The 16136-nt window shown below is 45.8% G+C and carries 21 protein-coding genes; 6 read left to right on the top strand and 15 right to left on the bottom strand.

All coding sequences use genetic code 11. The annotated features are described in order from the left end of the window. Window positions 1-118 precede the first annotated feature (118 nt). Complete coding sequence (locus tag O8C65_05295; GenBank protein ID MCZ7356328.1) at window positions 119-370, top strand: hypothetical protein; 252 nt, start codon at window positions 119-121, stop codon at window positions 368-370. 49 nt (window positions 371-419) lie between these two features. On the opposite strand, the gene O8C65_05290 is transcribed toward O8C65_05295, so the two are convergent. From O8C65_05290 to O8C65_05260, 7 genes are all read right to left on the bottom strand, one after another. Next, a complete protein-coding gene (locus O8C65_05290) occupies window positions 420-848 on the bottom strand; it encodes a hypothetical protein (GenBank protein MCZ7356327.1) in 429 nt (142 codons plus the stop codon). Next, window positions 845-1369: a nucleotidyltransferase domain-containing protein gene (locus O8C65_05285; GenBank protein MCZ7356326.1), complete on the bottom strand. Its 525-nt coding sequence runs from the start codon at window positions 1367-1369 to the stop codon at window positions 845-847. The genes O8C65_05290 and O8C65_05285 overlap by 4 nt, the downstream gene beginning before the upstream one ends. 98 nt (window positions 1370-1467) lie before the next feature. After that, a complete protein-coding gene (locus O8C65_05280) occupies window positions 1468-1740 on the bottom strand; it encodes a DUF1894 domain-containing protein (protein MCZ7356325.1) in 273 nt (90 codons plus the stop codon). Then, window positions 1719-2171 (bottom strand): DUF1890 domain-containing protein, encoded by a 453-nt coding sequence (locus O8C65_05275; protein MCZ7356324.1) that lies wholly within the window; start codon window positions 2169-2171, stop codon window positions 1719-1721. The genes O8C65_05280 and O8C65_05275 overlap by 22 nt, the downstream gene beginning before the upstream one ends. Further along, complete coding sequence (locus O8C65_05270) at window positions 2168-3604, bottom strand: methanogenesis marker 14 protein (protein ID MCZ7356323.1); 1437 nt, start codon at window positions 3602-3604, stop codon at window positions 2168-2170. Before O8C65_05270 ends, O8C65_05275 begins: the two co-directional genes overlap by 4 nt. A gap of 143 nt (window positions 3605-3747) precedes the next feature. Next, window positions 3748-4464 carry an RNA methyltransferase gene (locus O8C65_05265; GenBank protein ID MCZ7356322.1) on the bottom strand — a complete coding sequence of 239 codons (717 nt, stop codon included), beginning with the start codon at window positions 4462-4464 and terminating at the stop codon, window positions 3748-3750. 11 nt (window positions 4465-4475) lie between these two features. Beyond that, a complete protein-coding gene (locus O8C65_05260; GenBank protein MCZ7356321.1) occupies window positions 4476-4631 on the bottom strand; it encodes a hypothetical protein in 156 nt (51 codons plus the stop codon). A gap of 160 nt (window positions 4632-4791) precedes the next feature. On the opposite strand from O8C65_05260, the gene O8C65_05255 reads away from it, so the two are divergent. Then, a complete protein-coding gene (locus tag O8C65_05255; GenBank protein MCZ7356320.1) occupies window positions 4792-5784 on the top strand; it encodes a hypothetical protein in 993 nt (330 codons plus the stop codon). Window positions 5785-5821: 37 nt separating this feature from the next. Here the strand turns inward: O8C65_05255 and O8C65_05250 are convergent, their stop codons facing one another. From O8C65_05250 to O8C65_05225, 6 genes are read right to left on the bottom strand one after another with little or no spacing between them, the layout of a single operon-like run. Beyond that, a complete protein-coding gene (locus tag O8C65_05250) occupies window positions 5822-6178 on the bottom strand; it encodes a dihydroneopterin aldolase family protein (protein ID MCZ7356319.1) in 357 nt (118 codons plus the stop codon). Continuing rightward, the gene (gene pssA / locus O8C65_05245; GenBank protein ID MCZ7356318.1) at window positions 6165-6836 is read right to left on the bottom strand and encodes a CDP-diacylglycerol--serine O-phosphatidyltransferase; all 672 of its coding nucleotides are present in this window, start codon (window positions 6834-6836) and stop codon (window positions 6165-6167) included. Before pssA ends, O8C65_05250 begins: the two co-directional genes overlap by 14 nt. A gap of 2 nt (window positions 6837-6838) precedes the next feature. Continuing rightward, window positions 6839-7468 carry a phosphatidylserine decarboxylase gene (locus O8C65_05240; GenBank protein ID MCZ7356317.1) on the bottom strand — a complete coding sequence of 210 codons (630 nt, stop codon included), beginning with the start codon at window positions 7466-7468 and terminating at the stop codon, window positions 6839-6841. Then, window positions 7458-8273, bottom strand: coding sequence for an archaeosortase A (gene artA, locus O8C65_05235; protein MCZ7356316.1), 816 nt, complete (start codon window positions 8271-8273; stop codon window positions 7458-7460). Before artA ends, O8C65_05240 begins: the two co-directional genes overlap by 11 nt. A gap of 35 nt (window positions 8274-8308) precedes the next feature. Then, window positions 8309-9319 (bottom strand): NAD(P)/FAD-dependent oxidoreductase, encoded by a 1011-nt coding sequence (locus tag O8C65_05230; protein ID MCZ7356315.1) that lies wholly within the window; start codon window positions 9317-9319, stop codon window positions 8309-8311. Next, window positions 9316-9780 (bottom strand): hypothetical protein, encoded by a 465-nt coding sequence (locus tag O8C65_05225; GenBank protein MCZ7356314.1) that lies wholly within the window; start codon window positions 9778-9780, stop codon window positions 9316-9318. Before O8C65_05225 ends, O8C65_05230 begins: the two co-directional genes overlap by 4 nt. Window positions 9781-9978: 198 nt before the next feature. Between O8C65_05225 and argH the strand changes: the two genes are divergently transcribed. The 4 genes from argH to ftsZ all read left to right on the top strand — a co-directional run bounded on the left by argH (window position 9979) and on the right by ftsZ (window position 15279). Then, a complete protein-coding gene (argH, locus tag O8C65_05220) occupies window positions 9979-11445 on the top strand; it encodes an argininosuccinate lyase (GenBank protein MCZ7356313.1) in 1467 nt (488 codons plus the stop codon). Window positions 11446-11516: 71 nt separating this feature from the next. Beyond that, entirely contained in the window at window positions 11517-12800 is a 1284-nt protein-coding gene (gene cdhD / locus O8C65_05215) for a CO dehydrogenase/acetyl-CoA synthase subunit delta (protein ID MCZ7356312.1), read from the top strand. Continuing rightward, complete coding sequence (gene acsC / locus O8C65_05210) at window positions 12800-14209, top strand: acetyl-CoA decarbonylase/synthase complex subunit gamma (protein ID MCZ7356311.1); 1410 nt, start codon at window positions 12800-12802, stop codon at window positions 14207-14209. Before cdhD ends, acsC begins: the two co-directional genes overlap by 1 nt. A gap of 89 nt (window positions 14210-14298) precedes the next feature. After that, complete coding sequence (ftsZ, locus tag O8C65_05205; protein ID MCZ7356310.1) at window positions 14299-15279, top strand: cell division protein FtsZ; 981 nt, start codon at window positions 14299-14301, stop codon at window positions 15277-15279. Between the two features lie 28 nt (window positions 15280-15307). On the opposite strand, the gene O8C65_05200 is transcribed toward ftsZ, so the two are convergent. After that, complete coding sequence (locus tag O8C65_05200) at window positions 15308-15727, bottom strand: nucleoside 2-deoxyribosyltransferase (protein MCZ7356309.1); 420 nt, start codon at window positions 15725-15727, stop codon at window positions 15308-15310. Window positions 15728-15820: 93 nt separating this feature from the next. Beyond that, a complete protein-coding gene (locus O8C65_05195; protein MCZ7356308.1) occupies window positions 15821-16048 on the bottom strand; it encodes a type II toxin-antitoxin system HicB family antitoxin in 228 nt (75 codons plus the stop codon). Window positions 16049-16136: the final 88 nt, after the last annotated feature.

Below are 16136 nucleotides of genomic sequence, written 5' to 3'. Positions count from 1 at the left end.
AGAGTTTGAAACTGCTGACGAAAGATGAGGCTTACTGAGAGGAATTATACACAGCCTCTGTGCGCCTGCCCTCCTGCTACATCTATTTAAATAATCATGCATAAGTTATGTTGAACCTATGGAAACAGAAGAAATGCATGGCGAAACAGTGGAAATTAATGTTTTAAAGCAGATACAAAGCGACCTCTCTTTTATCAAGCAAAATGTGAGCATAATTGAGGAGGAAGTGGAGGCGATAAGCGGGGACATTCATGAACTTCGCCCTGAATACGTCAAAAGGCTTCAGGAAATAGAAAAAAAAGGGAAATTTCTTTCTTTCAAAAACGTTGACGAACTGAGAAAGCCCATAGAGTCCTCCGAGCGGGCATGATGGTTGATGCAGGAAATTTTTTGCCGAAGCAGAGATTACTGCATTAGATTTATTTTTCTAATTTTTCTTTCAGAACAGTTATTGTTTTCAGTGCAAGTTCCCTCATTTTTGCATCGTTTCTTTCAACAAAGTCAGGGGAAACGAAAAACCCTCTGTATGCGATTTTGTTTCTCGTCTGCCTTAGATTATCCGCAAGCAAGATTTCCGCATCTGAAAACCGGGGATAGAATTCCTTCAGATATGCTATCAGCACCTCGTGGCTCAGCGTTTTATAACCGTCTATTGCCATTAGAGCCGTCAGCGCTTCCTTTATTATTTCATAATAATCCTCCACGACGAGGGAGGCGAACTCGCGCCTGCCTTTTAGCTCTTCCAGCGCTTGCATCCTGACTTCGATCATGCGAAGTATTGCTGAAGCCATCTGCCTGTCAGGCTTGATTTTTCTAACCTCTTCCTGCGATTCCTTCCACGATATCATTGAAACACCGTAAGATAACCATAGACCACTACGCCATTGACTATATTGTTTAATAATTCTTTCGGAATTTGCGAAACGTTTTCTTCGAAGTGGAGAGATATCTTCCTTTTGAGCACAGATTCGAATTTTTTTAGCTCGATTTCTTTTTCTTTTGCAACCACCAGCAGGTCCACGTCGCTTGTTTCTATATCCTCACCCCTGGCGCACGAACCGAAAAGCACTATTGTGTCGGGCATGAATTCTTCCGCGAGATAATCAACCAGCCCGGATTCAAACAATCTGAACAAGATGTCGTTTCTCCTGTAAATCCTGAACAGGTCATTTTTTCCCGAAACATAACTCTCATAGACCCCTCTTTTCTCTTTATTGATTAAGCCCTCTTTTTCAAGTTTTTTTACGTGGTTTATCACCGAGGGCATTCCGAGCTTGAGCATCCTCGAAATCTCCCTGAGCTGAAAGTGCCTTGTGGGCTGGTCGAAAAATAGCGTGATGACGCGATAGGTGGTATATTCTTGTAGCATGTGATATAATTTTGTATCAGGTGATATATAAAGTTATCAGCTGCTTCGCACCATGCCGAACTGTATCCGAAAATGCTTATCTCCTGGTTCCTTCACTCTTACTTCCCCTTCCTCATCCTCTCCACTTCTTCCTTCCCCGGAATCCTGAGCACGAAACACCCGTGGCAGGGCTTGACATATGGCATAATAATATCCTCACCGTCAACAGCAATCGGAATCGGCGGAACCCCGATCAAATAATTTTCGAAAATCTTGAAACCCGCTTCGACATAATATATCTCCTTGAAATTCTTCTTTATGTACTCAGCGCATTCCTTGAAGGAGCTATTGGGCAGCAGTATCTCATAATTCATCTCGTCAATGCAGCCCAAGACCTCACCCCGTCTATTTGAATGCGCAGCGGCATAGGATTATGCACGGCCTTTGCAGCAATGATTATGGAATCCCCGCTTGCCTCGATGAGCGGCTCTATCTCTTTTCCGAAAATCACGGCAACGGTTTTACCTTTTGACAGGGATTTGACCGTTGCCAGATATGAAATACCGCTGTCGCTGTGAATGAACACAAAACACAGGTCGAAATCCATTTTCTTTTCAGCAAGGGCGCCAATGCATTTGTCAATGTCCATAACCTTCCTGACATAATGTTTTTCAGGGTCAGAGTTCAAAAGCAGGCTGATCGCGGCCTTATTCCCGGCGATGGTCACCTCGAAACCTTCCAGGTTCAATTTATTTGCGATATACAATGCCGAAGAGGTCTGGACGGGAAGCTCCGGGCATCCCATCAATAAAAGCGCTTTCATACAGTATTCACCTCTTTCGATTTTTTATAATATTCTATACGCTTGCTGAGAACGCATCCGCCGCCCCTTATCCCACCTATGGGGTTCCCGGGCACGCCCATCGAGTTCATGCATCGTGCCATCACAGCCGCCCCCCGGGCAAGCCCGTCGTCCACGAATACAACATGTTCTCTCGCATCTTTAAAAATCCCGAGCTTTTCGACACATCTCAATATCAGATAAGGTTTGCAGCCGGTTATGGCCGCCCTGCCCGTCAAGCCTATCGATGTTTTCTCGGAAATAAGTTTATTATCAATACCCAGCCTTACAAGGCGCTCAACCATCATCGCTGAAACAAGATCGAGTGTGGCGAACATTGTCTTTAAACCGTGCTTTGAAAATATCTCAGCTCCAATATCTGAAAGATCGGGCATAAGACTTCCGTTCACTCCAACATCACATCCGATAAGGGTGACTCCGATATTCTTTGCCGCTGCCGGATCAACCGGGACGCTTCCATACCTGTCCCTCGCCAGGGGAACTAGATCGATGGTTATCAGGGAATTGATCATCGAGGCATATTTCTGAATAACTCTGCTTTTTGAAAGCCAGATCATGACCTCTTTATTATCGTGAAACAGGTCGAGTGCCGCCCCGTATCTTTTATCCACCAGACCCGTGCCTTTGATCACGGCGTCAGGGATGGCTCCCGCGTAGCCGCAGAGGTTGGCAATGGTCATGGCGTATGGGATCTCGTCGTTGGTGATGCGGCCTTTCAGCGTCGTTCCAAAGTCCATCGAGAAAACAGGATTCCTGAAATCTATACCGGCCCATTTTGCACCTTCTTTGATACCTGCTGTTGAGAGTTCACCTTCCATCTCGTTCGCCACGATTTCAACCCCCGTGGAGCCTACCGGTGGGAGAACCCCTCCCACAGCACCCGTAAATACGATCTTATCAATGAGCGTATGGTCTTTGAATTTTGCGGGTATGTTGTCTATGGACATGGCAGGAACCATCTTTTTTGGCGGGATGCCAGCAAGAAGGCAGCCATCCGCGAGCGCCTTTATGAACTCTCCAACTTCATGGGGGGATGAGAAACCCGCAACCACCCCTGTCGACCTCACTGCAAAATCAAGGTCTGTCCTGATATCAAGATTGACAGCATCGTGTGCTTCCAGGAGCGTGTCTCGAACGAGTTCAGCAATAGATTCCTTTGTCAGGGACACACCGCTCAACGTTGTGCCGAAGATCCGTTCGTTTGGTTTGGGCTTCCTGACATCACGCGTCATTTTGACGGTTTTGTTTAAAATCCGGGTCCGCCCTTCTTTCATGTTTGTTGCTGTGAGGATGCATTTCGTGGTCGTGTTCCCTACTTCGATGGATGCCACAATGAAATACGGGATGAACTCAGCCATTTTGAGATCCCCTTTGAGTTCCGAAGGATTGATCATCTGGCTTTCTGCGATCCTGGGTTTCGGGCCGAATGAGCAGGCGAGTATTAGTTTAATGGGATTTTCCATAGACTCCGTCAATACCATACTTTAAAACTTAAAAACCTAACTACCATGGAACATAATCAAAAATGGATTTTTGACTATATTTCAACATCGCTATTTCCTTTCAATTTCCACTGTATGCGGCGCAGCACCCCGCGCAGGGTCTGGACCTCGCGCCCGGTCAGCTCGGCCCGCCCCAGAATTCTCTGCAGCATAAGGTTGGTTTTTCCTTTCTTATGTTCTTTATATTCGATGTCCAGAAGCATATCCTCGATATGTTCGTATAAGAGCTCAATATCAACATGGTCTGCAAGGTAATCTTTCCCGCCCTGCACATCGCTCAATTCGTACAGGACGACAGAAACGGCATGGGACAGGTTCATGCTTGGATAATCCGGGCTTGTCGGGATATTCACGATCAGGTCGCATAGTTCCAGCTCATCGTTGTGGAGCCCGTCATCCTCCCTTCCAAAAAGCAGCGAAATGACCCCATTCTTGCCCGTGAGTTTTTCTTTGAGCTTACGAGGAGAAATCGCGGGAATTCTCATGTGTTTATTATCGGTTTTGCCGGGAAGTCCCGTCATTCCCACGATAACATTTGAGCCAGCTACTGCATCTTTCAGAGAAAATTCGATCCTTGCCTTCTCGATTATATCATAAGCATGCACAGCCATCCAGCGGGCAGGATTATCAAGCTCGCAGGGATTTAACAGAACAAGCTCGCAAAAGCCGAAGTTCTTCATCACGCGGGCTACTGAACCCACGTTACCGCTGTGGAGGGGTTCAACGAGGACGATGCGGAAGGTGAGGGGCATATTTTCACGAATTATGCAACAGTTCTATTGAGCTTTGCCTCATCAATGTCATGGGAGGCTTTTAAGGCTTTATCAACGGCATTCGGTGAGGCGCTGACGAATAGTTCTGAGGGTTCTCCCTTCTGCTCAGCTACATGATTGTTTTTTTTGTTTTTCTGAAAAACCATGAGCTTTCTGTCATCTCCCTTAATTTTTTTGGGATATATCCGTCCCCTTAATTGAAACTGTCACAGTTGTCATGAGAGTATTTAAGACGTTAATCTTATTTATGCATTATTATATGATATAGTAACTAATTTAAACAATAATGTTTAATTAACTCATGTTATGCCTGAAGACAGAAAAACCCTTACAAATTGTATTGTATCTTTTCTATGCTTAGTAATTATCTTTCTTATAGGTGGCTATTATTCAAAACTTGAAAATCTCCTTTTAATATCGGCCTTTTTTCCGATAGTATTTATTCCAATTATACTCTTAATCGCGTATAAAGGACTGTACGTTAAAACCAAACAACTTGTCTATTTTACAGCAATGATTTTTTCACTGTTCTTTTTTGTGTTAATGGCTAATTTCAGACAGCCTGAATTACTCAACTTACCTACAATTAGAGATTCATACTTAGTAATTTTACTTTTTTCTTTTATTGTTTCTTTGATTATTCACATATATTCCTACCAGTTAATCAGATTCTTTGGCATTCGAATTGACGATAAAGTTATTGAAAACATAAAAACCATTTCTTTCACGGTTGAAGCTGATGCTAAGAAGACAAAAAGTTTGGTAAAATTTTTTCTTACCGAAATTTTAACATTTGAATACATTGGTGGGGTTGATTTTGAAGAAATGTATAAGTTTTATAGGGAACCTAACGAAACTGTTTTAATAAAATACGCAAAAAATCAAAGCCCATCTACTTACTCATTAAGTTTAATCATATTTTACAACGACCAAGATGGAATCAGAGCGTTTGATTCAGAAATAGTTCACTCATATTCTCTAATTATGGAAAAGCTTATTGGTGGCAACATTACCGAAACCCCAGAAGGAATTAAAGACGAACTAAATAAATATTTTTCAAGATATAGGCCTATAGTAAAAGAAATTAGTGAATATTTTGGAGAAAGCCAAATAAAGTGGCGAGAGATAAAAAGTCCAATAATAATTGTAGCGTTGGTGATCGCTGTTGCATATGCAATTTTTAATATCGAACGGATTATTCAATTTATTTCAGGCCTTAGTATAGATACTGTAGTCAAAATTGCAGTCTTGCCTGCTGCGACATATTATATATTAAAAATATTTGGCAAAGTAAAATAAAATTCATTAAATTTTTTGCTGGTATATCGATTCCAGTTTACATCTCCTCAATCTTCTTGACTTTCATCATCGGATAATCCAGTTCTTCATCGTATGCAAGTTCCACATGCGCAATAATATTTTTGTAAAGCACCTGCAGGGTCACGTGCAGCATCCTCCCCTCAAGCTCGCAGTATTCGAACTTCGGGTTCTGCTTTTTCTCGACCATCTCACGGTCTATCATAACGCTCACGCTCCTGACATACGGCTGCAGGACCACGCTCTGCTCCATTGCTCTTGAAAGGTCATCAATAGTTTCCGTATTGATGGGTGTTCCCACGAACTGGTGGTAAAGCGCTCCGAGTTTGATCCCGGCTTCGAAGACCGCTATATCCCGCTCATTAACTTCTGCCATAGAACCTCCGTCCAAGCGGACTCAATATGTAAGCACATACAAGGACAAGCAATATTAAGGATGCGATTTTGGCCATATCCGGGTACCCAAAATAGAAAACAACAATATCAAGAACAAGCAGTATCCCCATCGGTGCCAGGATAGCGGGGCTTTTTAATTTGGGGTAACCTATCGTGCTGACCATGAGGAGAGAAATGATAACAAGAAGCAGGGAAAAAGCATATTCCACATATGGTATGTAATCCCTCGCGAGGAGAAAAAGTGCCACGAGAAAACCCGCCGAAGTTATTGGTATGCCCTCAAAGCTATCTTTTTTACCTGCCACGTTGAACCTTGCAAGACGCAGCATGCCGCAGACCAGGAAAAGACCCGGAAAAATGCCGGACCCATTGAGATAAACAAAAGCGGCAACTGCAGGGGCAACGCCAAACGATATCACGTCTGCAAGGGAATCCAGGTTCGCACCAAGTGTTCCGTACCCGGTGTACCTCGCCACCGCGCCGTCTGCGCCGTCAGCTATTACAGCAATAAGGATCACCACAAGCGCTCCCTCGAACTGTCCCTGAATTATCAATATTATCGAAAAAAATCCCAGTAATGCGTTGATGAGGGTTATTATATCGGCAGGTTTTATGAGTCTGAGGATGTTCTCTCCCATTTTCATCTCCTATTTTTCTCTTTCAGCATTGCGATAATCGTCTCGCCCGCCCTGACCCTGTCATTAACTTTGACTGTGAACTCATAACCTTTCGGGATTATCACGTCCACGCGCGAACCGAAACGGATCATGCCTATGCGCTCACCTCTTTTCAATTCGCTCCCTTCGCTGATGTAAGAGACTATGCGCCTTGTCAGGACACCTGCTATCTGGGTGATCTCAAGAGCACTATGCTCTGTTTTCATTACAACATGGTTGCGCTCGTTCACATACGAGTCCTTATTGAAAGCAGGGATATAGCCGCCTGGTTTATAATCAATATGGGTGACTGTGCCCGCTAGAGGCGCCCGGTTCACATGCACATTGTGGATGTTCATGAAAATGCAGATTGTCCTGTCTTGCATAGATATGACCCTCCCATCTGCTGGTGAAACGGCATCGTTCTCATCCCCCTCAGGCGTTCGCTCCGGGTCGCGGAAGAAAATGATGAAAAAGATAGCTAGGATCACTAGAATGCCAAATAGAAAAGCAAACATCATAGAAGCAAGACCTGAATAAATGAAAGCATATCCGGCTGCGAATGCAAGGAGAATTGCACCGCCGATCCAGGATAATGACCCCTTAGCCAGCATTCTTGAATATTCCCCCGACCAGGTTCATAATACCATCTATCATGTCTATGATCTCAGGGAGTATTTTCAGGACAGCCCAGGCTATTAAAAATAGCGCTATGAGGGAACCTATTTTTGCTATGACCGTGTGCGCGATATAAAAACTCATGTCGGGGCTTCCGAACCAGGTCATTCCATAGGCATCGACCACGAACACGTTTCGAATGAGGTTCAGGCCGTAAATAACGGGGACGGAAACAAGGAATGCCTGCGCCTGCCTTTTAATTGGCGTATTGACACATGCGATAATTCCTATGAACAGCGCAATGCTTTCAATCGCTGTGCATGCAAGTATGATCTCCACCTTGTAGCCGTTGACCGCTATGATGTTCCAGTCCAATTTCGTTATCGTAACGCCAACAAGCGATGCAAGCCAGATAGTCTGATCGGTCACCGTTGAGATGATCCAAGTATTCATCGTCTGGATCTCGGAAAAGATAAAATATGAGATACCTCCGATAGCTGCTGCAGTAGTGGCCATAAAAAGGGACGTCGTGGTGCTTATGCCATTGATGTCCCTGAGGATCCTCTTATCTTTGCGTATCATGACATACCCTATAAAAACACATAACACAGCAGCAACAATTGTCAGGACCACATTAACATAGTCTTCAACCTGCGCATAGTGCGGTGACTGGAGTACCCAGTGCACTGCAAAAAACCCCCAACCAGCACCTGCAAACTTGAATTTGAGATCATTTTGCCTCGGGATGATCGAAGCTGTTACAAGCAGGCCGAGGGCCAACCAGAGTATGCTTTCTGTCATATTTTATTACCTAAGGATTTATCAGATTATATATTTTATATACGAGCCAATGTTTTTATCAGGAAAGGGGCAATCTTTAAACCGTTTCTTTTATTTTTAGTCAGAATATCTTCTACAAGCTTATTAAATCTATCATCATCCCTTATAGCTCTCACGAACGCTTCCCTGGCATTATCGCCTGATAATAGCCGGGAAAGTATTTTCAATGTGGAAAAGTCGAATTCTCTTTTCCAGCATCTTTCATATTCTTCCAATCCATTCTTGCCAGAAATGGCACAGGATACCGTTTCAGCGGCGATCTCGCCCGATCGCCTGGCATAATAGATCCCTTCCCCTTCGAACGGGGATACGAATCCCGCAGAATCCCCGGCAAGAAGGCATCTTCCGGAAAATGAATTTTTCATAGGTTCGAGGGGTATCAAAGCTTTTTCTCCGGGAATATCAGGGTAATCACGGAGCGAGGAAGTGCCTGTAAGAACGTGCTCTTTTTTTGGGGCTATCCAGGAGTATCCCTCATTATGCAGCTCCATTTCAAAATAATCGCCGGGTTTTTGGTCTTTTTTTTGCTGGACGCAGAACGCATACCTTCTGGTGCCTCCATGGAGTGCGCTCAATTCCGATGCTCCTGCTGCGACGATGGCATAATCTGCGATGATACGTTCCTTTCTTGTCCTGACCACAACAGCGGACTCCTTCTCATCCAATGATAAGACCCTTTCTTTCCTGAGTTCGCAACCCGCAGCAAGAGCCAGATCCAGATTGAAGGAATCATATAACGCGCGGTTTATGGAGTAATCAACCGCCTTCCTGTAGGTTATTTCCGCCCTGATATCATGGACCGATATTCTGACACCTCTCAATTCCTTTTCTACAAGAACATCTTCTATCCCGTATCTCCTGGCATACTGTGAAGTGAGTATCCCTGCGCATACCTTTTTCGTTTCCAGGGGGTCTATCAGCAGGGTTCGGTGGCCAAGTGAAGAAAGATGCATAGCCGCAATTGAACCTGCAGGCCCGGCGCCGATGACAACAACATCATATCTCATGCCAGCTTCCTGCCTATCATTTCCGTAAGGATATAGGCTAGATCGAATGCAAGAAGGATAAGCAGAGCGTTGATCCCCGCGATATTCAGAATGACAAGGGCAAGTATCCCGAGCTTAAGGATGACCCTGTAATCGAATATGAATGTGAACTTTTTGACATGCATCATATCTCCAGTTTCATCCAGGGCAGCCAGCGCCGCGATTAAAAAGACGAGCGGAGAGAGCTTTATACCTTTCATGAAAAGCACTGCAAGTATACCGGTGAGACCGAAATAATGACCGATGCCATTTATTTTTCCTGTCACCAGGCAGCCGAGAACGATCCCTCCAAAGAGAACCGCTGCATTTGCATCTGCGATCATCAGATATCCCATAAATAACCCGTACGCAAGCCCTGGAGGTATGGATAACAGGTGTGAAATGCGGAGGTTCCGGTCCATAATATCGTCGGTGAGTTTCATCAACGAGCCTGAAAGAAAACTTAGGGTCAATAGAAGGGGCAAGTACACGTGTCCAAATGCTACCTCTAAGAATTATATATGTTATCAGTAGAAAGAACTGGAGTATATCCAGATTGGATTCTGGATCTTAGCACAAATTCCTTCTTCTAACATTTACATGGGAAGTCTATATTTATAATGACATGAATTAGGGAGACTATGGATATATTGAGACGAGGGCGGCTTACGATAGAGCCGGATAAAGACGCGATGCTTTATACATCATCCATGGAGGCAGATAAGAGAATATTTGACTCCGACATAGAAGTCGATAAATCCCATGTTATAATGCTCAATGAACAGGGCATTATTACTGACGGGGTTTGTTCTATCATTCTTACTGCACTTGATAAGATCCGAAAAGAGGGGATCTCCGCTCTTGACACAACCTACGAAGATGTACACATAGCCTTAGAAGCGCGGCTTATTGAACTTGTGGGCGAGGATACTGGCGGAAGGATGCATTCGGGCAGATCTCGCAACGATGAGGTTGCAGCGTGTATCCGGCTCTCGCTTCGGGATGAACTCATAAACCTTATGGAAGAAGTCTCAGACCTCATCGTGACCCTCCTCAGCACCGCTTCAAATCACCACGAAACCATTATGCCGGGCTTTACCCATACCCAGCATGCACAGCCCACCACTCTTTCGCATCATCTTCTTGCCCATTCGAACGCTTTCTTGCGCGACCTTGAACGCATCAGGGGTGCATACGAGCGCACTAATCAGAACCCGCTCGGCGCAGCAGCATTTGCCTCCACGGGTTTTCCGATAGACAGGCAGAGAACGGCGGCGTTGCTGGGCTTCGGCGCAGTCCTTGAAAATTCAATGGATGCTGTAAGCACGCGCGATTTCATGATCGAATCCATAAGTACATTCAGCAACCTTATGACGGATCTTTCCCGCCTTGCAGAGGAACTCATCCTGTGGAGCTCATCAGAATTTAGCTTTATCGAACTTGATGATACATACTCTTCCACATCTTCCATAATGCCGCAGAAAAAAAATCCGGATGTTGCAGAACTCATGCGCGCAAAAGCAGGAACGGTCCACGGCGCTCTGATGTCTGTATTGACGATATGCAAAGCGCTTCCATACAGCTACAATCGCGACCTCCAGGAAGCCACCTGGCATCTGTGGCGCGCCGCTGATGCGGTGCGGTCTTCAACGCGCATGGCACGGGGAATGGTTGGAACGATGAAGGTCAAAGAAGAAAAGATGAGAGACGCATCGGAAATGGGATTCATGACCGCGACAGAGCTTGCGGATACCATTGTGCGCAGCACGGGTATCCCGTTTCGGACAGCACATCATATAGTGGGAATGATCGCAAAAGGCGGGAAGACTCCGACACTCTCTGACTTGGATGAGCTCTCATTAGAAATCCTGAATGAAAAATTGAGTGAAAGAGGTTTGACTGAAAAAAGCGTAAAAGAAGCCCTCGATTCTGTGGGAAATATCAAGAAGCGAGCGGTATTGGGGGGTCCTGCGCCGAAGGAAACTAAGCGCCAGGTGAAAGTGCTTAAAGGAAAACTCGATGATTGCGGGAGAGAGATCAATGCCATACGCAAAAAGATCAATATTGCTTCGGAAGAACTTGAAAAGGTACTCAGGCAGTGTAGGTGAATCTTTTTGTAAAAGTATATATGTAGCCTGTCATATTTTGGACGATTAATAATGCAAAATGGGATGTAAGAATGACTAAAAAGATTAAACTCTCTGAACTTGGCAGCCTGTTCGGCGGTGAGATCGAAGCTCTTGAGGGAGTGAAAATAGAAGGCGATGTAGAGATAGACCTTGGCGCGGCAGGCCTTAATCCTCAGATGGCTTATGCGTTGGGGCATGAGACAGCTCAGTTAGCCCTTCACTTAATGAATATATCCAGAATTCTTGGCTATCCTGTTGACCAGATGCTTGGCGGGCTGCCAAAACCCATGAGGCTCAGCAAGCTTATAGAATCAAAATTCAGCATAAAAAAAACTGAAGAATGGAAAACCCCGATACAGGAGGTCGTGCTGGGCGCCACTTCGTCCGATGGGGGCTCGCGCAAGAGCACTGTAACCCTGGGGGGAGAGAACGCACTTCCCTATTATTTCGATTCCGCAATGCCTCACAGGAATCACATCACAATGGATGTTTTCGATATGCCAATCAATATGGCAAAGGCTGTCAAATCCAACTATGAGGACGTGATAAACAGCCCGGCGGAGTGGGCAAAGAAAGTCGTGCGTGACTTCGGTGCGGACATGGTCACGATCCATCTCATAAGCACAGACCCTAACATCAAGGATACGTCGCCTGCGCAGGCTGCGAAAACCGTGGAGGAAGTGCTCCAGGCCGTGGATGTACCCATTGTGATCGGGGGCTCCGGCAATCCTGAGAAGGACCCCGCAGTACTTGAGAAAGCGGCAGAAGTGGCAGAAGGCGAGCGCTGTCTTCTTGCCTCCGCAAGCCTGAACCTTGACTATGCGCGGATAGCGGAAGCCGCGAAGAAATACAATCACGTCGTGCTTTCATGGACGCAGCTTGAGATAAATGCGCAGAAGGAACTTAACCGGAAATTAATGAAACAGTGTGGCGTAGCCCGTGAGAATATGCTGATGGATCCCACGACAGCGGCGCTTGGATACGGGCTTGATTACGCTTATACGAACATGGAGAGAATAAGGCTTGCAGGTCTGACAGGCGATACCGAGCTGAATTTCCCGATGTCAAGCGGCACTACCAATGCATGGGGTGCGCGTGAGGCCTGGATGGTCTCCTCGCCTCTGAAGGAGGATTCCGACTGGGGCCCGAGAGAGTACAGGGGCCCGATCTGGGAAATCGTCACGGGATTGACACTATCCCTTGCCGGGAACGATCTTTTCATGATGATGCACCCGACCGCAGTCCAGGTGCTCAAAGAGATAACGCTGATGCTATACGGCCAAAAGGAAAGCGAGCCGGCGAACATTGATAACTGGGTCTCGGCGGTGTTATAATGAAGCTGAACAGCCCTCTTCAGGTCTATAAATACTTGCCCCAGATAAATTGCGCCGAATGCGGGGATGCGACGTGCATGGCGTTTGCCGCCCATCTCATCGACAGGTCAAAAAAAATGGATGACTGCCCGCCTCTTCTGAAGGATGAATACCAGAAAAAATATCTGGAACTGCAGACGCTCCTTGCCCCGGAGATCCGTGAGATCATAATAGGTGTTGGAGAAACTGCAAAGAAGATAGGCGGGGACGACGTTCTCTACCGCCACCAGTTGACCTTCTTTGACCCAACGGCGTTTGCTTACGATGTCTGGGATACCCTGCCTGAACAGGAGCTGGTTGATAGAATAAATAAGATCTCGAACTTCAGGAAATTCTATGTCGGAAAATTCCTTAAGGTGGACATGGTGGCAGTAAGGTGCGTTTCAGGAGATGCCCTGAAGTTCGCGGGCGTGGTAAGGAAAACAAGCGAAACAACAAAACTCCCCCTCATTCTATGTTCTCTTGATCCTGCGGTCCTGAAGGCAGGACTTGAGGTTGTCAAGGATAAGAATCCACTAATATATGCGGCTACGGAGAAGAATTGGGGAGAAGTTAGCGAACTGGCTTTAAATTATAAAGTCCCTGTAGTGTTGTTCTCGACAGACCTGGATAAGCTCAAATCGCTTGCCCTTACTTTTCGCGAAATGGGAATAAAAGACCTTGTACTTGACCCGGGCACATACCCTCAGGGAAAGCAGCTAAAAGAGACATTTGAGAAATTCACCAAGCTTCGACGGGCAGGGATAAAAGAGGGACAGAAGGACATAGCATACCCTCTCATGTCTATTCCGCTCAACGCGTGGCTCGTCTATAAGGATGCAGTCACGGCCTCGTACTGGGAAACGGTGCTTGCCTCGGTCTTCATAGTGAGATACGGGGACATTATGATACTTCACAGCCTTGAGCCTTATGCCATGCTGCCTGAGGTCCACCTGCGGGATACCATTTACACCGATCCCAGAACGCCGGTCAAGGTAGCTCCTGGGGTCAATGAGGTTGGAACTCCCATGAAGGATTCACCTGTAATAGTCACCACCAACTTTGCTCTAACATATTATACCGTGGAGAGCGATCTTTCCTCCAATAAAATAAATTGTTATCTTGCAGCGGTAGATACCGATGGCATAGGAGTGGAAGCCTCCGTAGCCGGAGGACAGCTTACCGCGGCAAAGATCAATGATACATTCCAGAAAGCCAAGTTTGATTTCAAGGAGAAGACATCTCATAGTACTCTCATTCTACCGGGGCTTGCCGCGCGGTTGCAGGGAGATGTCGAGGATGCCACAGGACTTCGAGTAATGATAGGTCCTCCGGACTCAGGACGCATCCCCGGATGGATGGAAAAAAATTGGCCGCCAAAACAGAAATAAGGCCGTTTCCAGCACCGTTCATCAATAATATCTATATACTTAAAAGGTGTAAAGAGAGTAGCCACAATTTTAGTCAAGGAGGCTATAATATGGTTAACGAAAAGTTAGCAGAGCTTGTAAGGACATCAAAACCATCTGTGGCCGTAGTCGGGCTTGGTGGTGCTGGATGCAATATTACGACTTGGATAGCAGAAAAAGGAATGGCCGGCGGAAGGATAATCGCAGCTAACACTGATGTAAATCACTTAAGTACAATGAGTAAAGCTGATAAGTTGATCTTACTTGGTGAGAAATTATGCAAGGGACACGGGTGCGGAGGATACCCAGAAATGGGTGCCCAGGCAACCAAAGAGAACCTGGCAGAAATAAAAGCTGAACTGGAGGGTACAAACCTTGTATTCCTGGTAGCAGGATTAGGAGGAGGAACAGGCACAGGAGCAATACCCGTTGTCGCTGAAGTGACAAGAGAAATTGGTTCTCTTACAATCGCATGCGTTACGATCCCATTCAAGATCGAGCAGTTCAGAAGAGAAAAGGCAAGAGAAGCCATAAAGGCACTTACTGAGAGCTGCGACTCAACGATAGTGATCGATAACTCAAAGTTAAGGGAAGTAGCCGGGAACCTACCTCTGAAAGAGGCACTTGCTGTAGCAAATGCGCTGGTCGGAGCGTTCGTCAAGAACATTACAGAGACGATCACCCAGCCAAGCCTTATCAACCTGGACTACGCAGATCTTCGCGCGGTCATGGAGAGGGGCGGAATATCAGCAATCGGCATCGGTGAAGGCGACGGCGAGGATAGAGTAGCGAAGGCAGTCTCACAGGCACTTGCAGTTCCACTGCTTGACATCTCGGATATGTCAGCAACCTATGGTGTGCTCATCCACATCGTGGGAGGCGAAGACCTGACACTTGAAGAGGTCGCGGTCACAGGCGAATTGATCATGGACAAAGTCCCGAACACAAAGAGAGTAATCTGGGGCGCAAAAGTCGATGATCAGCTCACTGGCAGAGTACGTGTAATGGCAGTCTTGACAGGTGTCAAGAGCCCATTCATGGAAGGTCAGTAAAATTTCAAAGTGATGTGATTTCTTCACATCACGCAATTTCTTTTTTTTCCAGAAAATTTAGCAGTATTTCTTCAAGTTGTTTCTTATCCGAATACTGTCTTGCTGTTACGCTCGCATTCCCAAGTACCATCGCGGAAGCTTTCGTTCCTTTTTGATACACGCAAAGTACGGGTTTGTGATGCTTGACCGCATGGCAAATCTCGTATCCCACCCCGATCGATGGAACCGTGACTTCGGCAATCATGCAATCGCTCTCTTCGATCCATTCTGTATCCTTCTGGAAGATCTCCGGCTCTGACATTTTAATTTCCACTTTTTCAAGAGCCTCTGAAGCCACATGCTCGCTTATGACGTTGTAATTATGCGATTTAAGGAAGCGGATGATGTGCTCGTAAGTGGAGATAAGCTGCCGCCCTCCTCTTATGGAACCAGCGAAGAATATTTTCATAAAAATTTTATGAGATAATATAATGCGGTAAATCCTGTGCAATCGATCGAATCGGAATACCGGGATATTTTCTGAGTAATGAGTGTAGGAAGTTTAGGCATAAGCCATCAGGGTATATTCCAAAGTCCCTTCCTCTGTTGGTATCTCTTCACCATGCTCTTTTAAACTATCTAGGTATAACTCGATAGCTTCTCTTGCCATCTCTATTGCTTCTTCTATCGTCTCCCCGTATGTAACACAACCGGGAAGAGAGGGAACTATTACCGTATAACCTCCCTCTGGTTCCTTTCTTAGTATGACCCTATAGCTCATCACTTTCATATTATTACCTCGTGCTGTTATGTGGTAATAAAAATTTCGGCTGACGTGCGTCGAATGGCGAGGTCACGCATTGGAGGGATTTGCACTG

It is taken from the genome of Candidatus Methanoperedens sp., from assembly GCA_027460535.1.
Classification (GTDB): Archaea; Halobacteriota; Methanosarcinia; order Methanosarcinales; family Methanoperedenaceae; genus Methanoperedens.
Note: the sequence above shows the minus strand (reverse complement) of the source record. Positions and strands in the feature narration are given on the sequence as shown.

Excerpts from the sequence above, each read along its gene's own strand:
- ftsZ (MCZ7356310.1), top strand. The coding sequence starts at position 14,299 with ATGGTTAACGAAAAGTTAGCAGAGCTTGTAAGGACATCAAAACCATCT.
- O8C65_05255 (MCZ7356320.1), top strand. The coding sequence starts at position 4,792 with ATGCCTGAAGACAGAAAAACCCTTACAAATTGTATTGTATCTTTTCTA.
- O8C65_05265 (MCZ7356322.1), bottom strand. The coding sequence starts at position 4,464 with ATGCCCCTCACCTTCCGCATCGTCCTCGTTGAACCCCTCCACAGCGGT.
- O8C65_05195 (MCZ7356308.1), bottom strand. The coding sequence starts at position 16,048 with ATGAAAGTGATGAGCTATAGGGTCATACTAAGAAAGGAACCAGAGGGA.
- O8C65_05275 (MCZ7356324.1), bottom strand. The coding sequence starts at position 2,171 with ATGAAAGCGCTTTTATTGATGGGATGCCCGGAGCTTCCCGTCCAGACC.
- O8C65_05200 (MCZ7356309.1), bottom strand. The coding sequence starts at position 15,727 with ATGAAAATATTCTTCGCTGGTTCCATAAGAGGAGGGCGGCAGCTTATC.
- pssA (MCZ7356318.1), bottom strand. The coding sequence starts at position 6,836 with ATGGGAGAGAACATCCTCAGACTCATAAAACCTGCCGATATAATAACC.
- O8C65_05290 (MCZ7356327.1), bottom strand. The coding sequence starts at position 848 with ATGATATCGTGGAAGGAATCGCAGGAAGAGGTTAGAAAAATCAAGCCT.
- O8C65_05285 (MCZ7356326.1), bottom strand. The coding sequence starts at position 1,369 with ATGCTACAAGAATATACCACCTATCGCGTCATCACGCTATTTTTCGAC.
- O8C65_05230 (MCZ7356315.1), bottom strand. The coding sequence starts at position 9,319 with ATGAGATATGATGTTGTTGTCATCGGCGCCGGGCCTGCAGGTTCAATT.
- argH (MCZ7356313.1), top strand. The coding sequence starts at position 9,979 with ATGGATATATTGAGACGAGGGCGGCTTACGATAGAGCCGGATAAAGAC.
- O8C65_05260 (MCZ7356321.1), bottom strand. The coding sequence starts at position 4,631 with ATGGTTTTTCAGAAAAACAAAAAAAACAATCATGTAGCTGAGCAGAAG.
- O8C65_05250 (MCZ7356319.1), bottom strand. The coding sequence starts at position 6,178 with ATGGCAGAAGTTAATGAGCGGGATATAGCGGTCTTCGAAGCCGGGATC.
- acsC (MCZ7356311.1), top strand. The coding sequence starts at position 12,800 with ATGAAGCTGAACAGCCCTCTTCAGGTCTATAAATACTTGCCCCAGATA.
- cdhD (MCZ7356312.1), top strand. The coding sequence starts at position 11,517 with ATGACTAAAAAGATTAAACTCTCTGAACTTGGCAGCCTGTTCGGCGGT.
- O8C65_05295 (MCZ7356328.1), top strand. The coding sequence starts at position 119 with ATGGAAACAGAAGAAATGCATGGCGAAACAGTGGAAATTAATGTTTTA.
- artA (MCZ7356316.1), bottom strand. The coding sequence starts at position 8,273 with ATGACAGAAAGCATACTCTGGTTGGCCCTCGGCCTGCTTGTAACAGCT.
- O8C65_05270 (MCZ7356323.1), bottom strand. The coding sequence starts at position 3,604 with ATGATCAATCCTTCGGAACTCAAAGGGGATCTCAAAATGGCTGAGTTC.
- O8C65_05240 (MCZ7356317.1), bottom strand. The coding sequence starts at position 7,468 with ATGCTGGCTAAGGGGTCATTATCCTGGATCGGCGGTGCAATTCTCCTT.
- O8C65_05225 (MCZ7356314.1), bottom strand. The coding sequence starts at position 9,780 with ATGAAACTCACCGACGATATTATGGACCGGAACCTCCGCATTTCACAC.